Annotated in this window: 31 protein-coding genes; 12 read left to right on the forward strand and 19 right to left on the reverse strand. The window is 54.7% G+C overall.

Features of this window, described 5'->3' with window-relative positions:
• The 7 genes from HEQ18_RS08505 to HEQ18_RS08535 all read right to left on the reverse strand — a co-directional run bounded on the left by HEQ18_RS08505 (nucleotide 1) and on the right by HEQ18_RS08535 (nucleotide 5,241).
• Nucleotides 1-759 carry a crotonase/enoyl-CoA hydratase family protein gene (locus HEQ18_RS08505; RefSeq protein ID WP_432814367.1) on the reverse strand — a complete coding sequence of 253 codons (759 nt, stop codon included), beginning with the start codon at nucleotides 757-759 and terminating at the stop codon, nucleotides 1-3.
• A 163-nt stretch (nucleotides 760-922) separates the two neighbouring features.
• Nucleotides 923-2,134: an acyl-CoA dehydrogenase family protein gene (locus tag HEQ18_RS08510; RefSeq protein WP_397606165.1), complete on the reverse strand. Its 1,212-nt coding sequence runs from the start codon at nucleotides 2,132-2,134 to the stop codon at nucleotides 923-925.
• Between the two features lie 69 nt (nucleotides 2,135-2,203).
• Nucleotides 2,204-3,334, reverse strand: coding sequence for a GNAT family N-acetyltransferase (locus HEQ18_RS08515; RefSeq protein WP_432814368.1), 1,131 nt, complete (start codon nucleotides 3,332-3,334; stop codon nucleotides 2,204-2,206).
• Nucleotides 3,335-3,386: 52 nt separating this feature from the next.
• Nucleotides 3,387-3,689, reverse strand: a complete 303-nt coding sequence (locus HEQ18_RS08520) for a GIY-YIG nuclease family protein (protein ID WP_432814369.1) — start codon at nucleotides 3,687-3,689, stop codon at nucleotides 3,387-3,389.
• A 171-nt stretch (nucleotides 3,690-3,860) separates the two neighbouring features.
• A complete protein-coding gene (locus tag HEQ18_RS08525; protein WP_432814370.1) occupies nucleotides 3,861-4,322 on the reverse strand; it encodes a RidA family protein in 462 nt (153 codons plus the stop codon).
• Nucleotides 4,319-4,975, reverse strand: a complete 657-nt coding sequence (locus tag HEQ18_RS08530; protein WP_432814371.1) for an HAD family hydrolase — start codon at nucleotides 4,973-4,975, stop codon at nucleotides 4,319-4,321. The genes HEQ18_RS08525 and HEQ18_RS08530 overlap by 4 nt, the downstream gene beginning before the upstream one ends.
• The gene (locus HEQ18_RS08535) at nucleotides 4,972-5,241 is read right to left on the reverse strand and encodes a DUF3572 family protein (RefSeq protein ID WP_432814372.1); all 270 of its coding nucleotides are present in this window, start codon (nucleotides 5,239-5,241) and stop codon (nucleotides 4,972-4,974) included. Before HEQ18_RS08535 ends, HEQ18_RS08530 begins: the two co-directional genes overlap by 4 nt.
• Before the next feature lie 52 nt (nucleotides 5,242-5,293).
• Here HEQ18_RS08535 and HEQ18_RS08540 point away from each other — a divergent pair, with 52 nt between their 5' ends.
• Nucleotides 5,294-5,659 (forward strand): response regulator, encoded by a 366-nt coding sequence (locus HEQ18_RS08540; protein ID WP_432814373.1) that lies wholly within the window; start codon nucleotides 5,294-5,296, stop codon nucleotides 5,657-5,659.
• 710 nt (nucleotides 5,660-6,369) lie between these two features.
• On the opposite strand, the gene rpmG is transcribed toward HEQ18_RS08540, so the two are convergent.
• Nucleotides 6,370-6,537: a 50S ribosomal protein L33 gene (gene rpmG, locus HEQ18_RS08545; protein WP_125229418.1), complete on the reverse strand. Its 168-nt coding sequence runs from the start codon at nucleotides 6,535-6,537 to the stop codon at nucleotides 6,370-6,372.
• Nucleotides 6,538-6,825: 288 nt separating this feature from the next.
• Between rpmG and HEQ18_RS08550 the strand changes: the two genes are divergently transcribed.
• Complete coding sequence (locus tag HEQ18_RS08550; RefSeq protein WP_432814374.1) at nucleotides 6,826-7,290, forward strand: Dps family protein; 465 nt, start codon at nucleotides 6,826-6,828, stop codon at nucleotides 7,288-7,290.
• A 68-nt stretch (nucleotides 7,291-7,358) separates the two neighbouring features.
• Here the strand turns inward: HEQ18_RS08550 and HEQ18_RS08555 are convergent, their stop codons facing one another.
• Complete coding sequence (locus HEQ18_RS08555; protein ID WP_432814375.1) at nucleotides 7,359-8,168, reverse strand: cold-shock protein; 810 nt, start codon at nucleotides 8,166-8,168, stop codon at nucleotides 7,359-7,361.
• 215 nt (nucleotides 8,169-8,383) lie between these two features.
• Between HEQ18_RS08555 and HEQ18_RS08560 the strand changes: the two genes are divergently transcribed.
• The 5 genes from HEQ18_RS08560 (at nucleotide 8,384) to rpoN (ending at nucleotide 12,619) form a co-directional block, all read left to right on the forward strand.
• Nucleotides 8,384-9,001 (forward strand): ribonuclease D, encoded by a 618-nt coding sequence (locus HEQ18_RS08560; protein WP_432814376.1) that lies wholly within the window; start codon nucleotides 8,384-8,386, stop codon nucleotides 8,999-9,001.
• A gap of 25 nt (nucleotides 9,002-9,026) precedes the next feature.
• Nucleotides 9,027-9,662 (forward strand): LPS export ABC transporter periplasmic protein LptC, encoded by a 636-nt coding sequence (lptC, locus tag HEQ18_RS08565; RefSeq protein WP_432814377.1) that lies wholly within the window; start codon nucleotides 9,027-9,029, stop codon nucleotides 9,660-9,662.
• Between the two features lie 7 nt (nucleotides 9,663-9,669).
• Nucleotides 9,670-10,197 (forward strand): LptA/OstA family protein, encoded by a 528-nt coding sequence (locus HEQ18_RS08570; RefSeq protein WP_432814378.1) that lies wholly within the window; start codon nucleotides 9,670-9,672, stop codon nucleotides 10,195-10,197.
• A 128-nt stretch (nucleotides 10,198-10,325) separates the two neighbouring features.
• Nucleotides 10,326-11,096 (forward strand): LPS export ABC transporter ATP-binding protein, encoded by a 771-nt coding sequence (lptB, locus tag HEQ18_RS08575; protein WP_296200111.1) that lies wholly within the window; start codon nucleotides 10,326-10,328, stop codon nucleotides 11,094-11,096.
• Nucleotides 11,097-11,125: 29 nt separating this feature from the next.
• Nucleotides 11,126-12,619, forward strand: coding sequence for an RNA polymerase factor sigma-54 (gene rpoN, locus HEQ18_RS08580; protein ID WP_432814379.1), 1,494 nt, complete (start codon nucleotides 11,126-11,128; stop codon nucleotides 12,617-12,619).
• Here rpoN and HEQ18_RS08585 read toward each other — a convergent pair whose 3' ends face one another.
• Entirely contained in the window at nucleotides 12,620-13,414 is a 795-nt protein-coding gene (locus HEQ18_RS08585; protein ID WP_432814380.1) for a nucleotidyltransferase family protein, read from the reverse strand.
• Between the two features lie 83 nt (nucleotides 13,415-13,497).
• Here HEQ18_RS08585 and HEQ18_RS08590 point away from each other — a divergent pair, with 83 nt between their 5' ends.
• Nucleotides 13,498-14,193, forward strand: a complete 696-nt coding sequence (locus HEQ18_RS08590) for an HAD-IB family phosphatase (RefSeq protein ID WP_432814381.1) — start codon at nucleotides 13,498-13,500, stop codon at nucleotides 14,191-14,193.
• Between the two features lie 8 nt (nucleotides 14,194-14,201).
• Here HEQ18_RS08590 and HEQ18_RS08595 read toward each other — a convergent pair whose 3' ends face one another.
• Both HEQ18_RS08595 and HEQ18_RS08600 read right to left on the reverse strand, forming a co-directional pair.
• Nucleotides 14,202-15,440: a hypothetical protein gene (locus HEQ18_RS08595; RefSeq protein ID WP_432814382.1), complete on the reverse strand. Its 1,239-nt coding sequence runs from the start codon at nucleotides 15,438-15,440 to the stop codon at nucleotides 14,202-14,204.
• A complete protein-coding gene (locus tag HEQ18_RS08600) occupies nucleotides 15,437-16,474 on the reverse strand; it encodes a glycosyltransferase family 2 protein (protein ID WP_432814383.1) in 1,038 nt (345 codons plus the stop codon). The genes HEQ18_RS08595 and HEQ18_RS08600 overlap by 4 nt, the downstream gene beginning before the upstream one ends.
• A 129-nt stretch (nucleotides 16,475-16,603) precedes the next feature.
• Between HEQ18_RS08600 and HEQ18_RS08605 the strand changes: the two genes are divergently transcribed.
• Nucleotides 16,604-17,920, forward strand: a complete 1,317-nt coding sequence (locus HEQ18_RS08605) for a lipopolysaccharide biosynthesis protein (RefSeq protein ID WP_432814384.1) — start codon at nucleotides 16,604-16,606, stop codon at nucleotides 17,918-17,920.
• Here HEQ18_RS08605 and HEQ18_RS08610 read toward each other — a convergent pair.
• The 6 genes from HEQ18_RS08610 to HEQ18_RS08635 form a co-directional block, all read right to left on the reverse strand.
• On the reverse strand, nucleotides 17,917-18,807 hold the full coding sequence (locus HEQ18_RS08610; RefSeq protein WP_432814385.1) for an alpha/beta hydrolase: 891 nt from the start codon (nucleotides 18,805-18,807) through the stop codon (nucleotides 17,917-17,919). The two genes, HEQ18_RS08605 and HEQ18_RS08610, sit on opposite strands and share 4 nt — an antisense overlap.
• Before the next feature lie 195 nt (nucleotides 18,808-19,002).
• Nucleotides 19,003-19,251, reverse strand: coding sequence for a hypothetical protein (locus HEQ18_RS08615; RefSeq protein ID WP_432814386.1), 249 nt, complete (start codon nucleotides 19,249-19,251; stop codon nucleotides 19,003-19,005).
• Nucleotides 19,252-19,481: 230 nt separating this feature from the next.
• A complete protein-coding gene (locus tag HEQ18_RS08620; RefSeq protein WP_432814387.1) occupies nucleotides 19,482-19,715 on the reverse strand; it encodes a hypothetical protein in 234 nt (77 codons plus the stop codon).
• Between the two features lie 216 nt (nucleotides 19,716-19,931).
• On the reverse strand, nucleotides 19,932-20,423 hold the full coding sequence (gene rpsI / locus HEQ18_RS08625; protein ID WP_397606411.1) for a 30S ribosomal protein S9: 492 nt from the start codon (nucleotides 20,421-20,423) through the stop codon (nucleotides 19,932-19,934).
• Nucleotides 20,423-20,902: a 50S ribosomal protein L13 gene (gene rplM / locus HEQ18_RS08630; protein WP_183938967.1), complete on the reverse strand. Its 480-nt coding sequence runs from the start codon at nucleotides 20,900-20,902 to the stop codon at nucleotides 20,423-20,425. Before rplM ends, rpsI begins: the two co-directional genes overlap by 1 nt.
• 142 nt (nucleotides 20,903-21,044) lie before the next feature.
• Entirely contained in the window at nucleotides 21,045-22,103 is a 1,059-nt protein-coding gene (locus HEQ18_RS08635; RefSeq protein WP_432814388.1) for a COX15/CtaA family protein, read from the reverse strand.
• Nucleotides 22,104-22,227: 124 nt separating this feature from the next.
• On the opposite strand from HEQ18_RS08635, the gene HEQ18_RS08640 reads away from it, so the two are divergent.
• The 3 genes from HEQ18_RS08640 to dxs are packed head-to-tail and all read left to right on the forward strand — an operon-like array spanning nucleotide 22,228 to nucleotide 25,091.
• Nucleotides 22,228-22,593, forward strand: coding sequence for a MerC domain-containing protein (locus HEQ18_RS08640; protein ID WP_397606409.1), 366 nt, complete (start codon nucleotides 22,228-22,230; stop codon nucleotides 22,591-22,593).
• Nucleotides 22,594-22,646: 53 nt separating this feature from the next.
• The gene (locus tag HEQ18_RS08645; RefSeq protein ID WP_432815979.1) at nucleotides 22,647-23,105 is read left to right on the forward strand and encodes a Fur family transcriptional regulator; all 459 of its coding nucleotides are present in this window, start codon (nucleotides 22,647-22,649) and stop codon (nucleotides 23,103-23,105) included.
• A gap of 54 nt (nucleotides 23,106-23,159) precedes the next feature.
• A complete protein-coding gene (gene dxs / locus HEQ18_RS08650) occupies nucleotides 23,160-25,091 on the forward strand; it encodes a 1-deoxy-D-xylulose-5-phosphate synthase (protein WP_432814389.1) in 1,932 nt (643 codons plus the stop codon).
• A gap of 21 nt (nucleotides 25,092-25,112) precedes the next feature.
• Here the strand turns inward: dxs and HEQ18_RS08655 are convergent, their stop codons facing one another.
• Nucleotides 25,113-25,526 carry a DUF3035 domain-containing protein gene (locus HEQ18_RS08655; RefSeq protein ID WP_397602310.1) on the reverse strand — a complete coding sequence of 138 codons (414 nt, stop codon included), beginning with the start codon at nucleotides 25,524-25,526 and terminating at the stop codon, nucleotides 25,113-25,115.
• Between the last annotated feature and the right edge of the window lie 19 nt (nucleotides 25,527-25,545).

Consider the following 25,545-nt stretch of genomic DNA (forward strand, 5'->3'; position numbering starts at 1 on the left):
TTATTCCCCCTGCCAATTTGGTTTACGTTTCTCGGCAAAGGCCAACGCGCCTTCGCGTGAATCTTTCGACGTAAAAACAGGCGCGCAAATCTCGTTCTGTTTCTTCCACATCTCCGTGGAGTTCCAGTCAGGTCGCTCATTGATGACACGCTTTGTCGCGATCAGTGCCAACGGTCCATTCGCGGCTACCTTAAAAGCAAGCTCAAGCGCGGCGTCAATGGCGGTGCCGTCGGTCACGCGGTTCACAAAGCCGACCTCATACGCCCGCTGCGCCGAGATAAAATCACCCGTCAGCGCAAGTTCCATCGCCATACGTTTACCGATAATCGACGGCAGCGTCAGCAAACCTCCTGCGGCCGCGACAAGGCTGCGCTTGACCTCGGGAATGCCGAACTGCGCCTTGTCATTGGCCACTAGCAAGTCGCAAGCAATCGCGATTTCCATGCCGCCTGCAAGGGCATAGCCCTCCACTGCGCCAATGAGCGGCTTGGCCGGTGGAGATTCGATAAAGCCCGCAAAACCCTTGCCCTTGATGCTGGGCAGCTCACCGCGCAGAAACGCCTTCAGGTCCATGCCAGAGCAGAAAGTCCCGCCCGCGCCATTGATAATGCCCGCGTTGAGGCTTTTGTCATTATCCAACTGCTCCATGGCCGCAGCGATACCTTGCGCGACCGCCTGGTTGACCGCGTTCTTCGCCTCGGGCCGGTTGATCGTGATGATCAGGACGCCATCTTGGGCTTGGGTAAGAACTTCAGACATAATCACTCCTTAACAACAACCGTAACCCTGATCCGTCAGCGCATAGCGCTGACGAAGGGTCGAAGGGCGCTTCACCGCATGTGCGGCGTTCGAACGACAGACACCCTTCGACGGACGCAGTGGCTTCGCAACTGCTGCTCAGGGTTTCGGTCCATAGTCACAGTCACCGTCCCTTGGGCAGGCCAAGCACATGTTCGCCGATGATATTCTTCTGAATCTGGCTCGTGCCGCCGCCAATCGTGGCGGAAAAGCTGTTCAAATAGGACCGGTGCCAATAGCCGTCATCGACCGCGTTTTCATCGCCAACATAATAGCCAGCGCGTGTGCCCTGAAACTGCAACGAGAACTCAGTCAATTCCCGCACCAATTCGGTCCGCGCCAGCTTGTTCATCAACGCAAGCCCCATCGGGCGATCACTGGTGAGCGGCGCCATGCGGCGGCGTTGGTTGTTCAGGTTCAGCGCCTGAATCTCGATCATATAATCGACCAGCCTGTCGCGCATGACGGGATCATCCAGCACTGGCTTGCCACCGCGCTTGGCCGAACGTGCCATATCGACGACGCCCATCACGTCCATTTCTTTGACGAAATAGCCGCCAACCGGATTAACCTTTGCACCACGTTCATATTCCAGCGTCTTCATCGCGACCATCCAGCCTTGTCCTTCTTCGCCGACAAGGCCCGATGCCGGAATGCGTGCATCGGTGAAAAAGCATTGGGTGAAGCCATATTCGCCAGTGAGTTTCTTCAACCGCCGCGTTTCAACACCAGGAATTTTCATAGGTGCAAGGAAGAAGGAAAGCCCGGCATATTTGCTTGGTCCGTCATTCGATGTCCGCGCGAGCAAGATCATATAATCTGCGCGATCACCCAAGGATGTCCAGATTTTGGAACCATTGATGACATATTCGTCGCCATCCCTGACCGCCTTCGTCTGCGCGCTGCCGAGGTCCGAACCATGCTCCGGCTCGGAAAAGCCCTGACACCAGATTTCTTCTGCGGACAGCATGGGCTTGATGAAGCGGCTTTTGTCCTCCTCACGGCCAATGTCGAGTAACAAGGGACCCGTCCAGCCATTGGCAATCGCGTTGATCATGATCGGCGCGTCATGGCTTTTCATGATCCGTGTGGCGATCCGCTGATATTCGGGATGCATGCCATAGCCGCCATATTCTGTGGGCCAAGACATGCCGAAATAGCCCGCCTCATACACCTTGCGCTGCCAATTGCGTAGGAAATCAAACTGCTGATCCGTCGACACTTCCATAAAGGTCAAAGGCAGCATGAAACCGGGGTCGCGCTCCGTGTTTTCGGCAAACCACGCATCACATTGCTTTTCGAAACGGCTCAGCTCTTCAGGGCTTGGTGTGCTCATGGGGCGATTCCTCTCTCCGCAATTAATTGCGCGATTAAATGGCGGATTGCAAGAGCCGTTTGACTGGCCTCAGCCCTTCTTAAATGGCACCATTTCGCTCAAAAATTCAATCTCGCGTTCCATGGCCGCTGTTTCGCGTTCCAGAAAATCGGCAACTGCGGCCCGGAACCCTGCATTGGCGATATAATGCGCCGAATAGGTCGGCACCGCTTCATAACCGCGCGCCAATTTATGTTCGCCTTGTGCGCCGGCCTCAACGCGGGCGAGGCGATGCGCTATGGCATAATCAATCGCCTGATAATAACATAGTTCAAAATGCAAAAATGGCACATCGCGGGTGCAACCCCAATAGCGGCCATAGAGGCAATCGGGTCCGATGAAATTCAGCGCGCCTGCAATCGGGCGGTCGTCGTCAAAAGCCACAAACAACACGATGCTGTCGCGCATGCTTGTCCCGATGATGTCGAAAAACGCGCGCGTCAAATATGGCGTCCCCCATTTGCGCGCGCCAGTATCCTGATAGAATATCCAGAACGCATCCCAATGTTCCGGCGTAATGTCCGCGCCCGAAATTTGTTGTATGCTCACCGCGTCTTGCGCGCCTGCACGTTCCTTGCGGATTGCCTTGCGCTTGCGTGAAGACAGCGCGCCCAGAAAGTCTTCAAAATCCGCATAATCGCGGTTCTGCCAATGAAATTGGGTGCCGACCCGCGTCAGCCATCCCGCCGCGCGAAATTGCGCCAGCTCGGCCTCCTCCACAAAGGTCGCGTGCGCGGAGGACAGGCCATTTTGGTCAACCACCGCTTCGGCGGCCCGCAATATGGGCAGCGCCATCGCTGGATCGCGCAATAACAATCGTGGTCCCGGCACGGGCGAGAATGGCGCGGCAATCTGCAACTTGGGATAATATTGCCCGCCCGCCCGATGAAATGCGTCGGCCCAATGATGGTCGAACACATATTCGCCTTGGCTATGTGTTTTGAGATAGGCCGGAAGCGCTGCCGCCGGAATATCATCCGCATCGCGCATGATGACGGGCGCAGGCGACCAACCTGTGCCCGGACCAACGCTCCCCGATTGTTCCAGCGCCGACAGGAACGCGTGGCCCACAAACGGATTGCCCCGAGGGTTCAGCGCATCCCATTGGTCCGCGGGAATGTCGCTGACCTTGGTTAGAAGTTCGGCGGTGACTTTAGTCATTGATATAGCCGTGAGCGGCTGCCGCATAGCCGCCACGTCCGTTGAAGAGCGGTTAAGGGTTTCGACTGCGACATCTTGCTAACTCCGATACACGATCCCAATCACCCCGTATTAACGCCTCTTTCTTCGCCCTGCTCCAGCCTTTAATCTGCTTTTCCGCAGCCTTTGCATCATCGCGGGTCTGGAACATGTCGCTCCATATCAACTCTACGGGTCGCCGTTTATAAGTGTAGCCGGGAAATACCCCCAACTGATGCTCCGCAAATCGCCTCTCCATGTTATCGGTATGGCCGACATAATAGGTTCCGTCAGCGCATTTGAGTATGTAACAATAAAACAACCAATCGCCCGTCATCGCTTCGGCCTCATCATTACCGTAGCCCTGAGCAGCGGTCGTGCAGCGACCGCGTCCGTCGAAGGGCGCTTATCCGCCCAATACGGCGCTATGACGAGAAGCGTCCTTCGACTTTCGTCAGCGCTTTTGCGCTGACGGCTCAGGACTACGGTTATTTTTCCACATCAGTGCTTAACTTCGAATTTTCACAACGCAGTCAATCTCCACCGTTGCATTGCGCGGCAAGACTGGGACCGACACCGCAGCGCGTGCATGCTTGCCTGCGTCGCCGAACACTGCTTCCATCAGGTCGGATGCGCCGTTGGCGGCTTCGGGTTGATCCGTGAAATCAGCGGTCGAGGCGACGAATACGCCAAGCTTTACGATCCGTTCGACGCGGTCAAGGTCTCCGCCCAACGCTGCCTTCATCTGCGCGATGAGCATGACTGCGCACGCTTTGGCCGCAGCCTTTCCGTCTTCAAGACTGCGGGTGTCGCCGACTTTGCCGGTGACAACCTTGCTATCGACAAAGGGCAACTGCCCCGAAATGAACAGCATGCCATTCGCTTCGACAGCGGGCACATAGGATGCGACCGGCGCAGCAGGTGCCGGAAGAGTAATGCCCAGTTCGGCCAATTTTGCTTCTATCATCATACTACCTTTTCCAACGCGGGCGCTGGTACGTTCGCCACCAGCTTATCCCTAATCCAAACTTCCGCATCCGCCCAGCGCTCCAAACGTGCATGCGCAGACTTCGACGGCTTTACGCTATCCCATAACATTGGTTCACCCACAAAATGCAGACGCCACACATCGGGATGTTGTTCGCCGACCGATTCATGCTGATGCCCCAGATCGTCGACGAAAACCGCTACACTCGGGCGATATTCTTCGAGAATCCGTCCAAGCGCCTCGCCCTTGCCGCCTTGATTGCAATAGACTGGCGCATCAATACCAACGGCCCGCAGTTGCTCTGTGCGCGGCCCCGCCCGGTGGTCGAGCAGGTTGGTCAGGATAACAACATCGGCATGTTCACGCAGGCGGTTGAGGCTGTCTACCGCGCCATGTATCGCCTGTTGCCGGTGCATTTCGGTATCGAAAAAGCCATTGAGCAAATCCCAAACCCGCCCGCGTTCAACGACCGTGCCGTCATGTTTGTGGCGCAGCGCCTCTCCCCAATCGCCATGGACAAGGTCGAAATGGATGTGGTGCGCCTCATCGAGCCAATCGCGAAAGGGCACAATCATATGAAGCAACACTTCGTCGCAATCTGAAATCAAAAGTGGCCGGGAACCGATGATACTCATGCTTCTAACGCCTGGCGCGCTTGCACCAATGAAGCGGGTGACACCCCGATGACCGCCGCACAGGCAATCAGGTCAGGCTCATAAGCCTCCAAAAACGAAAGGATAGCGGCCTGCGTGCTGCGTTCCATAACGCTGCTGCGCAAGCCCTCTGGCGTGAGACCAGTGAGCGACAATAATCGCTCCGCCCGTGATTCTTCCATCAACGCCCAAGCCAATGCCTGGAACGCCATAGCCGATGCGTCTAACTTGTCGTTTGTTTCATGCATGGCTTTCGCTTAAGCCATGCCCTGTGCGAACGCAAAGCGGGAAAAGGCCGGTATGAGTAAAAAGGTGATGATCGTTGAGGATAATGCACTCAACCTCAAGCTATTCACCGACCTTTTGCGCGCGCATCAGTTTACGGTTGAAGGCGTCCGCGATGGACGACTGGCGCTGGAACGCGCGCTAAGCTTTGCACCTGACCTTGTCATCATGGACATTCAATTGCCGCATGTCAGCGGCATCGACTTGATCGAAGCCATGCAAAAAGAAGCCGCGCTGTCGGCTATCCCCGTGCTAGCCGTCACCGCTTATGCAGGCAAAGGCGACGAAGAACGCATCATGGCCGCAGGTGCGCGCGGATATTTGTCGAAACCTGTATCGGTGATGAAGTTTTTGGAAGCGGTGCGGAGGATAATTGGGTAGTTATTGAATTTGCTCGCTATATTGCACCCAACAGCTTAACATTTATTATGGCGTTATCATATTATCCCAGTATCGGCGAAATCGTCCTGTGTGACTATCGCGGTTTTATTGAACCCGAAATGATCAAGACGCGATCCGTCGTCGTGGTCTCACCACGTCTTAGACGGCGCGGTAATTTAATCGGTGTTGTGCCATATAAGTACCACTGCCCCCAAGCACGCCGAAGCTTATCACTGCCTAATCCAATTGGACAATCCTCTTCCAGCGCCTTTCGACAACCCGATCATGTGGGCAAAATGCGACATGTACAGCGTTGTTGCTATGCAGCGGCTGGATAGCTTCAAGGAAGCAAAGCAGAGACATGGGGGCGCACGTCAGTGGCGTGTGGGCAAGGCCAATGCCCTGCAAATCGCCGCTTTGAAAAAGGGGATACTTTGTGGCCTAGGGTTTGATTCATTGACAATTCACCTTTAGTACCGTAATACATAAAAGTACCCGCTCTGCCTTGGCATCGGGCTTGGAGACTGCCGCAAGGCAGCCAGTTTCACAATGGCGATAACAAGCCGGGGCGATAACAAGCCGGTGAAACTGTAGCGTGTTCAGAAAAGCCGCCCAATGGGCGGCTTTTCTTGTTTAGACTACCAGACAAATCAAAAAGGGCGCCCGAAGCGCCCTGATCGATACCCTACTATTCAAGCAACCGCGTTGGCTTACTTGATTTTGGCTTCCTTGAACTCGACATGCTTGCGCACGACGGGGTCATATTTGCGGAACGTCATCTTTTCGGTGATGTTGCGCGGATTTTTCTTGGTCACGTAGAAAAAGCCAGTGTCAGCGGTGCTGAGCAGCTTGATCTTGATCGTGGCTGGCTTCGCCATGGCCCATTCCTTTTGTTCAAAAAATTTCGTAAAAAACTGCGCAGTAAAAAAGCCGCGCTGTTCACAGATGGGCGCCAATGCGGATTCGCGGGGCTAAAGTCAAGCCAATAAGCGGGCACTGGAGTCGCAGACCGACCAAATTTGCGCCAAAACGTGATGATTGCGCGCGATAGTTGCAACATTGCGGCATAGGGCACGCCCCACGCGCCCCTTAGGGTCAGGACCTAGGTTGGAAATCGGTCCCTTCGTTCCCATATCAAGCCTCCCCCCCAATAAAGGAGAACTGCAATGGCAGCTGGTGATAATAGCAAAAAGGCGTTGGCCGACGCGTTAAATGGCCTATTGGCCGATTATTACGCGTTATATTTGAAAACCAAGAATTTCCACTGGCATGTCACGGGTCCGCATTTCCGGGAATATCATCTGCTGTTTGACGAACAAGCAACAGAGCTGATCGCGACGACTGACCTTGTGGCCGAACGCGTGCGCAAATTGGGTCAGGATACGCTGACCTCAATCGGTTCTATCGCGGCAAAGCAGCGGATCACGGATCATGATTCGACGACAACCGATGCCGCCCAGATGCTGAAAGAGCTACACGCAGATAATGAGACGCTGATCACAGCGTTAAAGGACGCCAAGAACCTGGCCGACGAGGCGGGTGACAATGCGACCGACGGTTTGCTGGACGATTGGACCGACCAAGCCGAGCAACGCGCTTGGTTCTTAGCCGCGACCATCGGCAAGGCGTAAGGTCAGGATACAAAAAAGGCGGGCGAAGCCTATTGCTGCACCCGCCTTTTTGAACGTCAGAATCGCGCTTATTCGGAAAGCGTGCTCAGGTTTGTTGCCGAATATTTGCCGCGACGGTCGATTTCGATGTCGAAGGACAAACGGTCGCCTTGAGTCACTTGGCCCATGCCCGAACGCTCAAGCGCCGAAATGTGCACAAACACATCTTCGCCGCCATCATCACGCTGTACAAAACCAAAACCCTTCATGTCGTTGAAGAATTTCACGGTGCCATTGGCCCGTTCGCCAGTCGATTCGCGCTGCGGACCGCGTGGAGCCGAATCGCGATCGCCACCACGGAAGCCGCCACGATCATCGCCGCGCGGTGCACGGTCACGATCAAAAGCTGGACGGTCAGGACGCGGTGCGCGTTCACTGACGGCCATTGGCTCACCGTCGATCACGAGATCGGTTGCCGACACCTTGCCACCACGTTCCACAAGTTGAAACTCGAGCGGTTGGCCCTCGGCAAGGCCAGCCAGGCCAGCTTGCTCGACAGCGCTGATGTGAACGAAGACGTCGTCGGGACGACCATCTACCTGAATGAAGCCAAAACCTTTTTGGCCATTGAAAAATTTGACGATTCCTTTACCAGAGCCGATGACTTGAGCCGGCATTGGGGGGGCGCCGGGACCACGGCGCGGAGCACCAAAGCCACCTCCGCCGCCGCTGTTACTGCCGCCGCTATTACCGCCGCCGCCATATCCACCGCCGCCTGAACGACCGCCACCAAAGTCACTTTGATAGGGGGATGGCGCGCGATAGCCATCGTAGCTTTCATCACCGAAACCGTCTCTCTTGTCCCGGCCCTTGCCAGCACGCTTGCGATCAAAACCCATAACTTCTTGCTTGCCTTCTCATCGCCCCAAACCACTATGTTATGCAGTCGAGGGCGACTGTACTGCACGTCACAAGCGCAACCGTTGGTGATTACGCGACAAACATCTATATCGTAATAAAATGTGACGCGATAGCAAATATTGTGACAGAAATTCGCCATGCGATAGCCATACTTTCATTTGCCTTGGGCAGCACGGTCGGGCAAGGGGCAAGCATGAGCGTTTATTTGCATGAAGAAGACCTTCCCGCTGGCCTATTGGCCGAAGGTCCTGTCGCCGTTGACACCGAAACCATGGGGTTGATTACCGCACGTGACCGGCTCTGCCTGTTGCAGATTTCCGATGGTCGCGGGGACGAACATCTGGTTCGCTTTGGCCGGGACAGCGACTATACAGCGCCCAATTTGCGCGCCGTTCTTGCCGATCCTGCGCGCCTCAAGCTGTTTCATTATGCCCGATTCGATCTGGCCGCGATTTCGCATTATTTGAATGTTGTCGCGACACCATTATTCTGCACGAAAATCGCCTCACGCCTGACCCGGACATATACGGATCGCCATGGTTTGAAAGAATTGGTGAAGGAAATGCTGGCAACCGATATTTCGAAGCAGCAGCAATCCAGCGATTGGGGCGGCCCCATGTTGTCCGAAGCGCAAAAGGATTATGCCGCAAGCGACGTGCGCTATCTCCACCGCCTGCATGCCGAATTTGTTATCCGCCTTGAACGTGAAGGCCGCACCGCCTTGGCGCAGGCATGTTTTGACTTTCTGCCGCACCGTGCAGACCTCGATCTTGCAGGTTGGCTAGAAATCGACATATTCGGGCACAGTTAAGTTTCGATCTAGTTAGGCATCTATCATGTCAGCACAAGCCGATCTTGAACGCACACAAAGACAGCTTTGGGCAATGCCGGGCGGACGGCATGATCGCCTGATCCGCGCGCTGCGCGTTGTTTTGCCTATCATCATTGGCCTGTTGGTGGCTTTACTGGCATTCAGCCCCTTTACCGGCAAGCAGGAATTGAGCTTCGTGTTGAACAAGGACGAAGTAAGCCTATCGCGCGAGCGGTTGCGCGTTGTCGAGGCATTATACCGAGGCGATGACAGTAAAGGTCGGCCTTTTTCCTTGCGCGCAGGCAGCGCTGTGCAGAAAACATCCGCTGATCCTGTCTTGGACATGACATCCTTGTCGGGCCGGATAATGTTGGATGACGGGCCAGCGTCCATCGTCGCGCAGCGTGGTGTGTATGACCTTAACAAAGAAACGATGCGTGTGAACGGCCCCTTAGCTGTTGAATCGACCGGCTATGACATGGTCGCCAGCAATGTGGAGCTATCGTTGAAAGATCGTTCGATGCAAAGCTTTGGTCCTGTTAGCGGTCGGACGAAAGTTGGCACCTTCCACGCGGGGCGCCTGCGCGCTGACCTCGACACGCGTATTGTACGTCTGGATGGCGGCGTTCGTTTGCGTATCGACCAGAATGCGATTAAGTGAGCGCGCAATGACTATCCGTTCTCTCTCCTTTGGCTTGTGTGCAGCGATTGCTGGCATGAGTATGCTGTCCACGGCGTCGACGGCGCAAAGCATTCGTAATCATGATAGCAACGCCCCTATCAATGTTTCAGCGGCGAATTCGGAGTTGCAAGACCGCGCGGACCGCGTTGTTTTATCGGGTGGCGTGACCGTGATGCAAGCAGGGCTTACGCTGAAGGCAAATCGTCTTACCGCGGCTTACACGAGTGCGGGCGGCGTGGACGTAAACCGTCTCGATGCAACTGGCGGCGTGACCATCACCAAGGAAGACCTGCGCGCCACTAGCAATTCCGCCATTTACGATCTCGATTCGAGCCTGATCACGCTGATCGGAAACGTGACCCTCGTCCAAGGTAGCAACCGTCTCACCGGCGGCCGATTGGTCATTGACCTGAACTCAGGCCGCTCGACAATCAACGGCGGCGGGGCGCCCGGCGCAGCAAATTCTGGGGGCCGAGTCACTGGAACCTTCAGCGTACCAAAACGCAAAAATTAAGTGTTAACTGACGCGGCATCCAAAACGACGCATCATAAACCATGCCAATTGCAAAATGCTTCGCTATTCACTAGCTATCGTCCAGAATTTAAAAGCATCATGGCAGGCGACTATTGAATATGGAAAGCATGAAGGCCACCCGACCTGCTGCTGATGCAACTACCGATGCGGGTATGCAATCGGGGCTGGGTGTTGTGTCCATCGCCAAAAGCTATGACAAGCGCGCCGTTCTGACGGATGTTTCGCTGTCCGTGGCAAAGGGCGAAGTGGTTGGCCTGCTTGGACCCAATGGCGCGGGCAAGACGACCTGTTTTTACTCGATCATGGGACTTGTTAAACCCGATAGCGGTCGCATTACGCTCGACGGCGCGGATATTACCAAGCTGCCAATGTATCGCCGCGCCATTTTGGGGCTTGGCTATCTGCCGCAGGAAACCTCCATTTTTCGCGGGATGACGGTTGAACAGAATATCAGCGCGGTTCTCGAAATGTCGGAACCCGACGCAGAATCTCGCGGTGAGCGGCTGGAAAAACTGCTGGACGAATTTGGCCTTACCCGTTTGCGTAGCGCGCCTGCGATGGCCTTGTCCGGCGGAGAGCGTCGGCGGTGCGAGATCGCCCGCGCACTGGCCGCGAACCCCTCGATCATGCTGCTTGACGAACCTTTTGCCGGCATTGACCCGATTTCGATCTCTGACATTCGCGATCTTGTGAAGGAACTCAAGACACGAGGAATTGGCGTGCTCATCACTGACCATAATGTCCGTGAAACATTGGATATCGTGGACCGTGCCTGCATCATTTACGGCGGGCAGGTCCTGTTTGCAGGATCACCAGAGGCGCTGGTCGCTGATCCTAATGTCCGTCGCCTGTATCTGGGCGAAAGCTTTGCGATGTGATGTAGGGGAGATGGCGGAAAACTAACTTCATGGCATTAGCTCCGCGCCTCGACCTTCGCCAAAGCCAGTCGCTGGTCATGACGCCGCAGCTGCAGCAAGCGATCAAGCTGTTGGCGCTATCGTCGCTCGAAATCGAAGCCTTCATTGCCGAAGAGATCGAACGCAACCCGGTGCTTGATGCAGGCGGCGGCGATTCCAGTTCCGACACGCCGCTTAACGAATTGACGCAACCCACAATTGCCGAGAGCAACGAACGCGGCAGTGACGAGATATTAGGCAATGACAGCCACGCCGCCTCCGACGCGCTTGATGTCGATTTCGGTGCAGAGACCTTCCATCATGATGCGCCATCCGACAGCGTGGGGGGTGCGGACGGGATGCTTGGCCTGTCGGGTAGCGCGATGTCCAGTGGTAGTTTTGACGGCGACGGCCCTGATTTCGACAGCTTTGCCGCACGCGACGTTAATTTGCGCGAGCATTTAATGGCGCAGGCGGGTGCAAGCCTTTCGGGTCGTCCGCTTTTTCTGGTGCAGCAGATTATCGAGCACATTGAACCCACAGGTTATGTGGGTGAGGATTTGCTGGCAATGGCGCAAAGGCTTGGGGTGCCCCTTCCGCAAGTAGAAGCCGCGCTGACCGAGCTTCAACGCTTTGACCCGACGGGGGTTGGCGCACGCAATCTTGCCGAGTGCCTTGCGCTTCAGGCGAAGGATGCGGACCGATATGACCCATGCATGGCAAGGCTGATCGACAATCTCGATCTGGTGGCCAAGGGCGCGTTTGACCAATTGAAGCGCATGTGCCGAGTCGATGACGAAGATTTGAGCGATATGTTGATGGAACTGCGCGGCTATGATCCAAAGCCGGGGTGCCGTTTTGACAGCGAAGACGCCATGGCGGTGACGCCGGACATCTATGTGACACCACGTGGTGATGGTTGGTCGATTGAATTGAACAGCGCCAACTTACCGCGCTTGTTGATCAACCGAAGCTATGTGGCCGAGCTTGGCCAGGACAAAGCTACCAAGGCGTGGCTCAGCGATTGCATCGCGGATGCCAATTGGCTGATCAAGGCCATGGACCAACGGCAGCGCACGATCGTCAAAGTCGCGACCGAAATCGTGAAGCAGCAAGAAGGGTTTTTCCGGCGCGGTGTTGCGCATTTGCGGCCCTTGACGCTGCGCCAGGTCGCCGATGCTATTGAAATGCATGAATCTACCGTCAGCCGGGTGACGAGTAACAAATATCTGCACTGCGGACGCGGGCTGTTTGACCTCAAATATTTCTTTTCGTCAGGTGTTCAGTCGGCAGATGGCGAAGGCGCATCTGCCGAAGCGGTCAAAAGCCATATCAAATCGCTGATTGAGGCCGAAGGAGGTAAAATCCTATCGGACGATACGTTGGTCGAACTGCTGACGGCAAAGGGCTTTAACATTGCCCGCCGCACGGTCGCCAAATATCGTGAGGCCATGGGTATTGGTTCGTCGGTGCAGCGTCGTCGGCAAAAGAAAATGGGCCGTTAATCAGGCCGCATCGGTATCGCCGCGCCACGCTTCGCGTTCTGTCAGAATTTTTTCTGCAAGCATATGATCGCTCAGCTTATCGACATCGATGGCGGCAACGGGGTCGGACATGGGAACCAGCTTTGCGTCTAAACCAAGCCGCTTCCCAGCTCTCTCCATCGCCTGATGCAAGCCAATGGTGCGAGTCAGCGCACGCGTCGCCAAACGCAGGCCAAAATGCAAGAACAGCCGCCACGCCTTTTTGCGGTCCTGCTCGGCATCGGCCCATAAATCGAGCGCGAACGATGACTTCTGGGTCATCAGCGCAAACAGATTGGCCCCGGACCAAGCTCCGTCCGAAAAGCGAAGCCAGGTTCGCTGCGCATCCGGAAACTGCTTTAACATATTTTGGCGTTCAACCATCGCCACCGCAATATCCCCATCCGCATTGCGCACAAATTCGTCGATCATCTCCACAGTCAATAAGGGATGGTCCGCCGTGGTCACCAATAATGGCGCAGAAAACCCCAGAGTCTCGGCCTGCGCTTTAATGCTCCGTGAAATACTGTTCTGGCTTTCCACCAAAATGGCGCCGCCAGCCGCGTCAACGGCCGGGCGCAGATGCTCTATGTCTTGCGACAATATAACGATTTTGCCGATGTGCGGTGACAAATGCAGCGTGCGGACAACATGGCAAATCATCGGCTCGCCGCACACCGGAACTAAGGCCTTGCGTTCAAGGGCGAAATGCTGGGCAAGCATATCAGGGCCGGGCCGCTGTCCGGCAAGGACGATGCAGGTCCATTGCGCTTGCAAGTTGCTTCTCCTAAACGCGAAAAAATCAGAAGGTTTCGTCAGTCTGTCTGACAGCACCTTGCGGCGGGGCTTGGCCATCAAATATGAATATTGCAATATATGATCTCGACAAAACCATTACGCGCCGTCCGACCTTCACCCGTTTTCTGCTATATTACGCACGGCGGACAGTGCCCTTCCGGCTCGTCGGTCTACCCATATGGATCATGGCCTTAATAGGGTACCGCATTGGTCTATATGGCCGCAAGCCATTGAAGCAATTTGGCATAAGCATGTTCATGGGGCGAGAAATCTGCCCTGCGAGCTTGTCGGACATTACCGCCTCCTTTGCGGACGATGTAGTCAAAAATGGCCTTCAACCCGGGGCCATCGCGCGCCTGTGCGCCGATCGTGAGGACGGCGCCTTGCTTGTTTTGGCAACGGCCGCTCCGGGATTTTACGCCCAAATGATTGGCGACCTTGCGGGTTTTCACGCCGTCATTGCAACACGCCATATCCTGACAGCTGACGGCGCGCTCACGCACGAGATCATGGGCGAAAATTGCTACGCTGGCGAAAAATTACGCCGGATCGAAGATTGGCTTTCGCAGAAAGCTATTGACCGCAAGGACGCGCACATCGTCTTTTACTCCGACGATATCAGCGACAGCCCGACGCTGAACTTCGCGGATCAAGCCTATGCGGTAAACCCGTCGAAAAAATTTGCCAAAGCGGCATTAAAGGCGAAATGGGGCATATTGGATTTTCGCCTTGCAGACGGCGATCCCAAAAGGCCATAGGTTCCGTCCTACGCCGGAGTGATGGTGTTTAAGCCTTCGACAAAATGGCGAATGGCTTCAGCGCCCCGTTCCGACGCGGGTCGCGGGTCGCTTTGATCGGCGGTATAGGCCATTCTCTGTTCTTGAGCGGCGCGATATTGCGCTGCTACCGCCGCATATCCGGCGAGCATAGGTATCAATTCCTGCGCAGACGTGGCAACCGGACCATTATTCCAAAAATCATATTCTGCCGGGTCATCTGGTGCCGCTTTGCTGTGCGTGTCGATAAAGAAACAGGCGCGTGGGCGATGCAGGAACTCATAAACCTGGCTTGATACATCGCCAATATAGACGTCGGCTGACAGTGTGTAGCTCATGTCAAACAAGCGCGCGCTATCGACATCAATCCGGATATTGGGCGCACCATAATATTTCGGATCGATATCCGGCCTTTTGCGCGTCACGCGATATTCGGGCGAAATATGCACTTTTTTGAAGAATAACATGACATGCGGCGCAAAGATCAGGTTGAATCGGTCCGCGTTCTGGTAAAAATATTCCAATATGTCTGCGCCATAATCAAACCAGCTCGACATATGCGGGTCGAAATGCGGGTTATAGAGGAAAGTCGGATTATCGTTGGCAAAAAATGTTTCCGGCGTTCGCCCGCGCAAAATATCAAATTTGGCGTAACCGATGATTCGACATTGCTCGGGCTCGGCCAGCCCGGCTTCGACAAATTGGTCTTGCACTTTTTGGCCGCTCACCAACATCTGGTCAAAATCCTTGAGCGCGGGGTGAACAGTAACATTTCGATCACCCGAACCATGCGGAACAAAAACAAAAGCGGGGATGCGGTCCTTTGACGGGTATCGAGACCAATGTCGTTTGAGCGTTAGGCATGTACGTTCGGTCGAAACAATCGCCGCAGATTTCCGCAACTCTGCACGGTGATAATATAAGCGCAGAAGGCGCTGAATGGGCACTAGCTTGTTCAATCCTTGCGTCAGCAGCTTTAGCATTTTCGGAAGCGCCAACGACCGCCAATGCACTGCTGCAATTTGTTCCGCCGACAATAATTTCGCGACTTCTGCCCGCGTGGCTTCACTACCAAAAGCAACGACCACCTTGCGCGCGGTTTCCTGAAGCGCCAGTACCCCTGCAATCCCTGCCAGATGGGCGACTTGATGACCCGAATCATGGTTGAACAGAAAAACAATATCCGCCGCGACAGGCGTGTCGCATTGTTGAGGTTGTGCCTGCGTCATTGCGCCCGACCATTATCGCCTTCGGTCGATTTTTGCGATGCATTTGCGACATGCATCGCATATTTTAACAGGACATAGCGGACGAAACGCAACCGTTTCAGATATTCAATGGTCAGACGATCAAATGTGAACGGAGAGCATTTTTCGAAAAGATCCAAATAAAGTCGCAACGTTAATGATGGATCGACATCCGCAGCGCGCGCAAAGCGCAGTCCGATTTTGACAAATTCTTTCGCGCAAAAATCCGACACATAATAAGCATTGGACGGTTGCAATTGGCCAAGCTTCCCCTGCAATGCCTCCTTAAAACCGGTAAGCGCTTCGGCCAAATCGCGATTTTTTTGCGCGTTGAATGTTGCCGTTTCCTGCTTTAAACTATTCATGATGCTGCCTGCGCGTCGCCGGTAAAATATCCACGGCGATGGCACATAATAATAACTACGCGCCCTCAATAGTAACCAAGGGGTCGTGGCGATATCCTCAAAAATCCTGCCGACCGGAAACCGCAGCCCATCATCCCACATTGAACGGCGGCTAATTTTCATCGGGCTATACATTTTGCGGCTTTTAAACACACCGGTGACCAATTGGCCAATGTCGCAGGAAATTTGCCTGGTTGGTCCATAAAATGACCTCCGCTTCACAAAATGATTCCGGCGATAATCGCAAAGGATCAAATCCGGATTATGTTTCTCCAATATCGTGCGTAGCCCGCTTATCGCGCCCGGTAAGAGATAATCGTCAGAGTCGACAAACCAGATATATTCGCCCTCAGCCTCTGCAATCAGGCGGTTGCGCGCGGTACTTACGCCGTGATTTACGTCGAGGCCTATCAGCTTGACCCATTGCGGATATTGGTCACGTAATCGAGCGGCAACTGCCCATGAGCCATCACTAGAGGCATCATCCACAATGACAATCTGGACGCCTATATCATCCCCAACCTGCTGCATGATGGATGTGACACATTCGGCGAGATAGGCCTCGACATTGTAAACAGGTAATAAAATACTCAACCAGATGTGTGGGGACATGATAAGCATTGCCTAGCGTCGATGTGCACCCCGCTTAACGCGCGTCGATTTTTTTGCCAACACATAATCACGGTCCTTTGATTACGGGATAAAGTAGACTAGGCCCGCTTGTCTGGGGACATTAGCTGAATGGCAGAGCAAAAACAGGGGAGTGGGCGTCGCATATTGCGATCTGGCGCGTGGCTTTTTTTGCCAAAAACGGTGTCGGCTGTTCTCAGCCTCATTTACCTGGCCGTTTCCACGCAGACATTGGGTGCCGCAGATTTTGGCAAATTCATGCTGATCTTCAGCTTTGCCCAGCTAATCGCCGGTTTTACATCCTTCCAAACCTGGCAAATCCTTATCCGGTACGGCACAAATTTGGTGCATGACGGGGCGCATGAAAAATTGGCCGAATTGACGTGGTTTTGTATAATTCTTGATCTGATTGGTGCCGCACTGGCCCTACTCGTAGCTATGGTTGGCGCGTGGGTGCTTGCCGCCAATCAGGGCTGGGAAGATAAGGAGGCGGTCGCCGTTATCATTTTTACGACCTTGCTCGTGCTTTCGTCGCGTTCAACCCCAACGGGGCTATTGCGGATTAGCGACCGTTTCGGCGATGCGGCGGTGCCAGACATGCTTGTTCCTATCATCCGCCTTGTCGGTACCGGATTATTGGTGTTGACGCAGCCAACAGTGTGGGGGTTTTTGGCGATCTGGCTACTGTCGGAATTTGTTCCGACTATCTTCATTTGGATAAATGTATTGCGGCGGCTCAAACTGCCTTTGCGGCTGAACCATTTGCCTCGTTTGCGGAGTCTTCAGCAATGCTTCCCCGGCATCTTAAAATTCGCCTTATGGTCGAACGCCGGCTCGAGCTTTAAGCTGACCAGCCAGCAAATGGTTGCGGTCATTGTCGGCTTCTATGTCGGCGCCACCGCGGCAGGATTTTTCCGGCTGGGGTATCAATTGGGTCAGGTTTTTGCGCGTATTGGCGATGCCATTTCTCTGGCCTTATTTACCGAATATGCACGGGTCGCGCACATAGGCGGTTCAAAGGATGCAGGCATCCTGCTCAGCAAGATGATGAAGGTTTCCGGCTTAGCGGCAATGGTTGTGCTGGCTATTGTCGGCTTGGCCGGAAAGCCGCTCATCAGCTGGATATTTGGGTCGGAATTCGCTGCCGCTTATCCGTTGGTGATGATTTTGGGTGCCGCAGCGGCCATACAATTTGCGACATTGGGGTTGGAACCTGCGCTGCTCACCGCCGGAAAGGCAGGCCGTGTCATGTTGTGCAGCTTAGCCGGAGCCATCGTGGTTGCAATTCTTCTCGTCTGGCTACTGCCGATGTATGGCGAAGTTGGTGCGGCTTTTGCCATGCTTGGCGCGGCGTTGGTCAACGCGGCTTTGTTAATCATTTCCTATCGCCAAAAGATCCTTGGCCAAAAAACGAAGGTCGCGCCTTAACCTGGACTATGCGCGTTTATGAAGTTCACGACATCCTTCACAATGGGCGCCTTTTGACGGAACGGACGCGCGACGGCCATGATGATATCTGCGTGGCCCACATCAGGATAAATCCTTAACTGCTGCTGCCCGCCGAGCTTTTGTATCTTCTCGGATAGGATTTTGCTGTTCCGGGGCTTCACGACGGTGTCCTTATCACCTGTGAGCAAAAGCAGCGGTGGAGCATCCGCGCGCGCATAGGTAATGGGCTGCGTCTCGGTCAGGTCAGGCCACTGGCCCAACGCGATTTTCGACGAATCGCTCGTCAGCGGCAAAAAATCATAAGGCCCGGCAAGGCCAATGACGCCCTTGATGACATCAGGCGTGAGATTTTGCGCAGCAAGCCATTGCGGGTCAAGCGCCGTCATCATGGCGATGTGGGCACCAGCGCTATGCCCCATAACGAAGATGCGGTCGGCATCGCCATCATGCGTGGCAATATTGGCATTGACCCAAGCAATAGCCGCTGCCGTATCCTCGACAAATGCAGGAAACCGCACCTTCGGCGATTTGCGATAATCGGCAATGACCGTGACAAAGCCACGCGATGCAAAGGCACGCCCCAAAAAGCCATAGCCCTCCCGCTCGCCATCACGCCATGAGCCGCCGTGAAAGAAGATAAGCACGGGAAGTGGCGATTGGGCTTTTTTGGTTGGCGCGTAAATGTCGAGCTTCTGCCGTGCATCGACACCATATGCGATGCCCTTCACCGGCGGATCTGTAAACTCCGCAGCACCCGGCACCATCCAGTCTGCGAAATCCAGTTTCTGCGGGTCGGTTTTGTTCCAAAACCAAAAGCCGGAACAGATGAGAACGAGAAGCAACGCACTAAGGATATATTTGATCATACGGGTTGGGCCTTTTCATAGTGCGGCAGCCCGGTGCTGTGGTTGATGACCTTATTCGGTCCAATACGCAGCTTCATATACCACTCTGGCTTGCGATGAGACTTCACGTTGGGAACGGCAGTAGCAAGATTGCGTTGGTAGAGAATCAAATCTCCAGCCAGAAGCTCAACCTTGTTCTCGTAATATGCCAATTTTTCACTTATCTCTATTGTACCATAAAGCTATCAAGAAAGACGTTAATCCCACAAATAACAACAGTTTTTCTTCGCTTGATCGCCCTTGATCATCGCTAAACAATAAAATTAACAAAACCGTTACAAAGCCGATTGCTATACCTTTCTTCCACAATTTACTTTCTATATCCTTTTTTGCATCTGCCACGAGAATCGTAAAAACAATAGAGAGCAATGGTATACCGAAAAATATTGCGAGAAAAAAATCCACTCTCTTTCCTCCAAAGATGCCCTGACTGCTGCGATACTGCTATAACCGAGAACCCAGAACGTCAACGTTTCTGCGAACCTGCTACGATTCTGCTACAACAAAAAAGGGCTCGTGATTTCTCACAAGCCCTTTATTTTGTTCGGAAAAACCGAATTTTCGGTTTAGCGCTTCGAGAACTGGACGCCCAACTTTGTTCTAGTAGCACACCATCACCTAGACCCAGCTAACCTCTAACGACGAGCGACCGCCTCGAGAATCTTCTGCATTTCGTCCCAAAGTCGCTGTTGCCGCTCACGTAGTGATTCGAGCATGATCAAAACTCCTTCAGTCGGATTTGAGCCAGTGCCGTTTGCTACACGCATGAACGCCTTTGTCACCTCAGCTTGCAGCTTATCGCCTTCCGCCTTGCAGACATTCCAGAGATCGAGAAGTTCGAAATATTTTTCTTGTAGATTGTCGCTCATGCCTGAGTCCTTTCGTGTTTAGCTTCAAGATAGATCCTGTTATTAATAGAAGCCATCGAGCAACCCCAGAAATGCCCTGACTGCTACGATACTGCTATATCCGAGAACCCAGAACGTCAACATTTCTGCAAATCTGCTACGATTCTGCTACATAGAAAAAGGGGCTGCGATTTCTCGCAACCCCTTGATTTTGTTCGGAAAAACCGACTTTTCGGTTTAACGCTTCGAGAATTGGAAGCTCTTACGCGCCTTGGCCTTGCCGTATTTCTTACGCTCGACCACGCGGCTGTCGCGGGTCAGGAAGCCTTCCGACTTCACGGCGCTACGCAGCAACGGCTCATATTTCGACAGCGCTTGCGCGATGCCGTGCTTTACGGCACCGGCTTGACCGGAAAGACCGCCGCCTTTGACGGTTGCGATAACGTCATATTGGCCAGTACGCTCGGTAACACCAAATGGTTGGTTGATGACGAGACGCAGAGAAGGACGTGCGAAATAGATTTCCTGGTCGCGGCCATTGACGATAATCTTGCCAGTGCCAGGCTTCAACCATATGCGGGCGACCGCGTCCTTGCGGCGGCCAGTGGCATAAGCGCGGCCTTGCGCGTCGATTTCCTGTTCACGAATGACAGCAGCGATCTGTGCAGGTGCCTGAACGTCGGCACCCAAGGTTTCGAGATCAGCCAGCGAAGTTGCAGTATCGGACATTATGCACCCACCTTATTCTTGCGGTTCATGGAAGCGACGTCGAGCGTCGTTGGCTGTTGACCGGCATGCGGATGCTCGGTGCCATTGTACAAATGCAGCGCGCGCATTTGCGCGCGACCCAAAGGACCCCTTGGAACCATGCGCTCAACGGCCTTTTCAAGGACGCGCTCCGGGAATTTGCTGTCCAGCACCTTGCCAGCAGTGATGCCCTTGATACCGCCGATGTAACCGGTGTGACGATAATAGACCTTGTCGGTCAATTTCTTGCCCGTGAACTTCACCTTATCCGCATTGATGACAACAACATGGTCGCCGCAATCCACATGTGGGGTGTAGCTTGGCTTGGTCTTACCACGCAGGATGTTGGCGATGAGGCTGGCCACACGGCCAACAACCAAACCTTCTGCGTCAATGAGGATCCACGATTTCTCGACGTCCTGCGGACGGATCGATTTCGTAACTCTGGATAGCGTTTTCATCGCTAATCACACCTTTCGAAATTTTGTAGATATGCAGAATCATCACTGACCCACATGCGAAGCGGAGCCAATGGCGACGAAACCCCCGATAGTCAAGCAAAAGCGGGGGTTTTACGACGGGTATAATAATACCGTTTGGAAATTATGCCGTTTCACGTCCCAATATATGCGCGCCCCATATGGTGGATGCGACCAGCAGAGCGCCGACCGCCTGGTGCGATACCGCCAGAACGATGTTGACGCCGGTCATGACGGTAGCAATGCCTAAGATGATCTGAACGCCAAAGGTGCTGTGGATGGCAATGGAGGCGCTACGTCCACCCGCTTTTTTGACGCGGCGCGCCAGCAGGATCAAGGCGAACACTGCGACCCACGCCCACCAGCGATGGACGAAATGCGTGAGATAGGGGTCGTTCACCAACGCATAGAAAACGCCTTTGGCAGTATCTACGCCATCGGGGAACAGCCGGTCGTTCATCAACGGCCAACTGTTGGACACATAGCCTGCGTTCAACCCTGCGACCCAGGCCCCAAACAGCATCTGGATAAACAGGATCACAAAAACCGACGTCGTAAACAGAGTGAGCCTCGCGGGCTTCGCAGCGGGTTTTTTGACCAATGCCTTTAGGTCGAGCGCAGTCCAAACCAGTCCACCCAGAATGATAAAAGCGGTGAGCAAATGTACGGCAAGGCGGTAATGGCTGACATCGGTGCGCGCCGAAAGGCCCGATGACACCATCCACCAGCCAATGGTGCCCTGAAGCCCGCCCAAGGCCAGCAACGCAAGCAAACGCGGCTTATACCCGGCGGGAATGGCTTGCTTTATCCAAAACCATGCCAGCGGAAGTGCAAACGCCAGGCCAATGACGCGCCCAAGTAAACGGTGGACCCATTCCCAGAAATAGATGAATTTGAATTCCGCTATGGTCATGCCGGCGGGGCCATTAATCTGGGTATATTCCGGAATCTGCTTATATTTCTCAAATTCCGACATCCAGGCTGCCTCGCTGAGCGGAGGAAGCGCGCCGGTTATGGGTTTCCATTCGGTGATCGATAGTCCCGATTCGGTCAGACGCGTGATCCCGCCGACGACCACCATTGCAAAGACCAAGGCAGCGACGCCCATCAGCCAGTTGATCAAAGCAGCAGGTCGTGCGGATTGGGTTTCGGACGCGGGATGTGAGTTGAGCGGAGTATTCATGTGCGCCGATATGCCGCTTAATGCCGATGGTCGCAAGCAGATGAGGTTGCAAAAATTGCTAACCAAGCTGCAATTTAGCGATGTAATGTTGTAACGTGCATCGAATCAGTGTAGGGGCCAGTTCATGGCACAGGTATGGCAAAAATGGCGTTGGGACGGGCTTGGCCTCAGCATTGCCGGACTGTGCCTGTTGCATTGCCTTATAACCACGGTTTTGCTGACCATATTTGCAACAGCGGGGGGCTTACTGTTGAACCCCATGATCCATGAGGTTGGGCTGGGCCTCGCCATCCTTTTGGGAGTTTTGGCATTGGGCAAGGGCTTCCGTGCGCATGGCTTGTTCATGCCCGCCTTTATAGGCGCGCTGGGTATCGGCATGATGGGCGGCGCACTGACGCTGCCACATGGCACTATGGAAATCGCCTTGACGGTCATTGGCGTTGTCTTTTTGGGACTTGGCCATTTGCTCAACCATCGGGCCAGACGCTAAACCTTAATCGCGCAGTGATTGACCCGCCGCATGCCAACGCCTACATCGGCATCATGGCAGCACATCACCATCATGAGCATGCAGGCGCATCGCTTGCGCACGCCGCAGAAGCCGCGCTTGTCGAGGCGGGCGAACAATGGACCGATATGCGGTCAGATATTTTCGCGGTACTCGCAACTTTTGAAAAACCGGCGTCGGCTTATGATATTGCTGACCTCGTGTCGCAAAAGCGCGGCAAACGCGTTGCCCCCAACAGCGTCTACCGCATCTTGGACCTGTTTGTGACGACGAACCTTGCGCGCCGCGTGGAAAGCGCGAATGCCTATATTGCCAACTCGCACCCGGGGTGCTTGCATGATTGTATATTCCTGATTTGCGATAGCTGCGGCACCGCAACGCATATTGATAATGATGCGCTGACCATGAGCGTGCGGGCAGCGGCGGAACATGCTGGCTTTGCGCAAGTTCGCCCTGTCATCGAAGTACGCGGCAAATGTGCCGATTGTGATTGATATATCTGCAATTACTCGTTCGACAGCCAGATAAAACGCCGCTAAGCTCAAAGCATGACTCATTCGCCTGACACGCCGTTACTTGACACGGTTAAAGTGCCCTCGGACCTTCGCAATCTTGCCGCGTCCCAGCTTCGCCAGCTTGCTGACGAATTGCGCGCCGAAACCATTTCTGCCGTATCGGTCACAGGTGGTCATTTGGGCGCGGGGCTTGGCGTTGTTGAGCTGACCACCGCCATCCATTATGTGTTTAACACGCCTGATGACCGGTTGGTCTGGGATGTGGGCCATCAATGCTATCCGCACAAAATCCTCACTGGACGCCGCGACCGCATTCGCACCTTGCGCACTGGCGGGGGGCTTTCGGGCTTCACGAAGCGCAGCGAGAGCGAATATGACCCGTTCGGCGCGGCCCATAGCTCAACGTCGATTTCCGCAGCTTTGGGCTTTGCCGTAGCCAACAAGATCGCTGGCAAACCCGGCAAGGCAATTGCCGTCATTGGCGATGGCGCGATGTCCGCCGGCATGGCGTATGAGGCGATGAACAACGCGCAATCCGCAGGCAACCGTTTGGTCGTCATCCTGAACGACAATGACATGTCAATCGCGCCGCCGGTGGGTGGCCTGTCCGCCTATCTGTCGCGCTTGGTATCCTCAAGCGAATATCTGGGGCTGCGCAGCCTTGCGAGCAAGGTCGCAAAACGCCTGTCGCGGCGAATCTATACCGCCGCATCAAAGGCCGAGGAATTCGCCCGTGGCATGGCGATGGGCGGCACCTTGTTTGAAGAGCTTGGCTTTTATTATGTTGGTCCCATCGACGGCCATAATCTGGACCAGCTCATTCCGGTCCTCGAAAATGTCCGCGACAATGCCGAAGGTCCAGTCCTAATCCATGTCGTCACACAAAAGGGCAAGGGCTATGCCCCTGCCGAAGCGGCCGCCGACAAATATCATGGCGTGGTGAAATTCGACGTCATTACCGGCAAGCAGGAAAAAGGCCCCGGTGGCGGGCCGCCTGCCTATCAAAATGTGTTTGGCGAAACGCTGTCCAAGCTTGCGGAAACCGACCCCAAAATCTGCGCAATTACGGCCGCCATGCCCGGCGGGACGGGCGTTGACAAATTCTCCGCCACACACCCCGAACGCTCGTTCGATGTGGGCATCGCGGAACAGCATGCCGTGACCTTCGCCGCTGGCCTCGCCGCGCAAGGCATGCGTCCCTTCTGCGCGATTTATTCGACCTTCCTGCAACGCGCTTACGATCAAGTCGTCCATGATGTCGCGATCCAGAATCTGCCCGTACGTTTTGCCATCGACCGCGCTGGTTTGGTCGGTGCCGACGGCAGCACGCACGCCGGGTCTTTCGACATCACATATCTTGCGACCCTGCCAAATATGGTCGTCATGTCACCCGCCGATGAGGCGGAGTTGGTCCATATGACCTACACCGCCGTCTTGCACGACAGCGGCCCAATCGCCTTCCGCTATCCGCGCGGCAATGGCACGGGCGTTGCCTTACCCGAAGTGCCTCAACAGCTCGAAATCGGTAAGGGCCGAATCATGCGTGAAGGCAAGAAGGTCGCTATCCTGTCGCTCGGCACCCGTCTGGCCGAAGCGATGAAGGCCGCAGACACGCTGGACACAAAGGGCCTTAGCACGACCGTTGCAGACTTGCGCTTTGCCAAGCCACTTGACGAAAAAATGATTCGCCACCTCATCGCCACGCATGAAGTCGTCATAACCGTCGAAGAAGCCGCAGTTGGCGGCCTTGGCGCGCATGTGCTCACGCTGGCGAGCGACGCCGGCCTGATGGACACGGGCCTAAAAATCCGCACCATGCGCCTGCCCGATATCTTCCAAGAGCATGATAGCCCGCAAAAGCAATATGACCAAGCGGGCCTCAATGCGCCACAGATCGTCGAAACTGCGTTGAAAGCGCTGCGCCACAATAGCGCAGGCGTTGAGGAAGCGAGCGTGCGCGCTTGAAAGCGCGCCGCTTTTCCGCCATTAACCCGGAATGACTGCCTGCGCGGTTTGGCCGTCGCCTTCTGGGGCGGCGATGATATCGCGTGTGATGCTACCCTTGTTTACGGTCGTAGTCTGCGGATCACCGACCGATGAACGAATGCCCAATTCGGCCGTGCCCGACGTCGTCGAAATCGCGCGTTCAGCAGCGGAGCGCGTTGCGATACCGCCAAACAAAGTCTCCAGCATCTGCTCCTGACCAGCCTGGGCAGGGCGCATGACCGATACCGCCGTTGGCTCAAGCGCAAAATCGGGCGGAACCACCAAGGGCGCAGCGCGGCCAACCGACGGCGCAGCCGCTTGATTGCCGCCTAATATGCTTCCCATTGACCCACATCCCGACAGCACAGGAAGCGTGATCAGGGCAACGGCAAAAAGGACAGGTTTTGTGTTCATAAATATATCCATTTTCAGG

Source organism: Sphingorhabdus sp. (assembly GCF_050921905.1).
Taxonomy (GTDB): domain Bacteria; phylum Pseudomonadota; class Alphaproteobacteria; order Sphingomonadales; family Sphingomonadaceae; genus Sphingorhabdus_B.

Bases quoted from the DNA above. Each gene is read 5' to 3' on its own strand.
- HEQ18_RS08505 (WP_432814367.1), bottom strand. From the start codon at position 759: ATGTCTGAAGTTCTTACCCAAGCCCAAGATGGCGTCCTGATCATCACG.
- HEQ18_RS08510 (WP_397606165.1), bottom strand. From the start codon at position 2,134: ATGAGCACACCAAGCCCTGAAGAGCTGAGCCGTTTCGAAAAGCAATGT.
- HEQ18_RS08515 (WP_432814368.1), bottom strand. From the start codon at position 3,334: ATGACTAAAGTCACCGCCGAACTTCTAACCAAGGTCAGCGACATTCCC.
- HEQ18_RS08520 (WP_432814369.1), bottom strand. From the start codon at position 3,689: ATGACGGGCGATTGGTTGTTTTATTGTTACATACTCAAATGCGCTGAC.
- HEQ18_RS08525 (WP_432814370.1), bottom strand. From the start codon at position 4,322: ATGATGATAGAAGCAAAATTGGCCGAACTGGGCATTACTCTTCCGGCA.
- HEQ18_RS08530 (WP_432814371.1), bottom strand. From the start codon at position 4,975: ATGAGTATCATCGGTTCCCGGCCACTTTTGATTTCAGATTGCGACGAA.
- HEQ18_RS08535 (WP_432814372.1), bottom strand. From the start codon at position 5,241: ATGCATGAAACAAACGACAAGTTAGACGCATCGGCTATGGCGTTCCAG.
- HEQ18_RS08540 (WP_432814373.1), top strand. From the start codon at position 5,294: ATGAGTAAAAAGGTGATGATCGTTGAGGATAATGCACTCAACCTCAAG.
- rpmG (WP_125229418.1), bottom strand. From the start codon at position 6,537: ATGGCGAAGCCAGCCACGATCAAGATCAAGCTGCTCAGCACCGCTGAC.
- HEQ18_RS08550 (WP_432814374.1), top strand. From the start codon at position 6,826: ATGGCAGCTGGTGATAATAGCAAAAAGGCGTTGGCCGACGCGTTAAAT.
- HEQ18_RS08555 (WP_432814375.1), bottom strand. From the start codon at position 8,168: ATGGGTTTTGATCGCAAGCGTGCTGGCAAGGGCCGGGACAAGAGAGAC.
- HEQ18_RS08560 (WP_432814376.1), top strand. From the start codon at position 8,384: ATGAGCGTTTATTTGCATGAAGAAGACCTTCCCGCTGGCCTATTGGCC.
- lptC (WP_432814377.1), top strand. From the start codon at position 9,027: ATGTCAGCACAAGCCGATCTTGAACGCACACAAAGACAGCTTTGGGCA.
- HEQ18_RS08570 (WP_432814378.1), top strand. From the start codon at position 9,670: ATGACTATCCGTTCTCTCTCCTTTGGCTTGTGTGCAGCGATTGCTGGC.
- lptB (WP_296200111.1), top strand. From the start codon at position 10,326: ATGAAGGCCACCCGACCTGCTGCTGATGCAACTACCGATGCGGGTATG.
- rpoN (WP_432814379.1), top strand. From the start codon at position 11,126: ATGGCATTAGCTCCGCGCCTCGACCTTCGCCAAAGCCAGTCGCTGGTC.
- HEQ18_RS08590 (WP_432814381.1), top strand. From the start codon at position 13,498: ATGAATATTGCAATATATGATCTCGACAAAACCATTACGCGCCGTCCG.
- HEQ18_RS08595 (WP_432814382.1), bottom strand. From the start codon at position 15,440: ATGACGCAGGCACAACCTCAACAATGCGACACGCCTGTCGCGGCGGAT.
- HEQ18_RS08600 (WP_432814383.1), bottom strand. From the start codon at position 16,474: ATGTCCCCACACATCTGGTTGAGTATTTTATTACCTGTTTACAATGTC.
- HEQ18_RS08605 (WP_432814384.1), top strand. From the start codon at position 16,604: ATGGCAGAGCAAAAACAGGGGAGTGGGCGTCGCATATTGCGATCTGGC.
- HEQ18_RS08610 (WP_432814385.1), bottom strand. From the start codon at position 18,807: ATGATCAAATATATCCTTAGTGCGTTGCTTCTCGTTCTCATCTGTTCC.
- HEQ18_RS08620 (WP_432814387.1), bottom strand. From the start codon at position 19,715: ATGAGCGACAATCTACAAGAAAAATATTTCGAACTTCTCGATCTCTGG.
- rpsI (WP_397606411.1), bottom strand. From the start codon at position 20,423: ATGTCCGATACTGCAACTTCGCTGGCTGATCTCGAAACCTTGGGTGCC.
- rplM (WP_183938967.1), bottom strand. From the start codon at position 20,902: ATGAAAACGCTATCCAGAGTTACGAAATCGATCCGTCCGCAGGACGTC.
- HEQ18_RS08635 (WP_432814388.1), bottom strand. From the start codon at position 22,103: ATGAATACTCCGCTCAACTCACATCCCGCGTCCGAAACCCAATCCGCA.
- HEQ18_RS08640 (WP_397606409.1), top strand. From the start codon at position 22,228: ATGGCACAGGTATGGCAAAAATGGCGTTGGGACGGGCTTGGCCTCAGC.
- HEQ18_RS08645 (WP_432815979.1), top strand. From the start codon at position 22,647: ATGGCAGCACATCACCATCATGAGCATGCAGGCGCATCGCTTGCGCAC.
- dxs (WP_432814389.1), top strand. From the start codon at position 23,160: ATGACTCATTCGCCTGACACGCCGTTACTTGACACGGTTAAAGTGCCC.
- HEQ18_RS08655 (WP_397602310.1), bottom strand. From the start codon at position 25,526: ATGAACACAAAACCTGTCCTTTTTGCCGTTGCCCTGATCACGCTTCCT.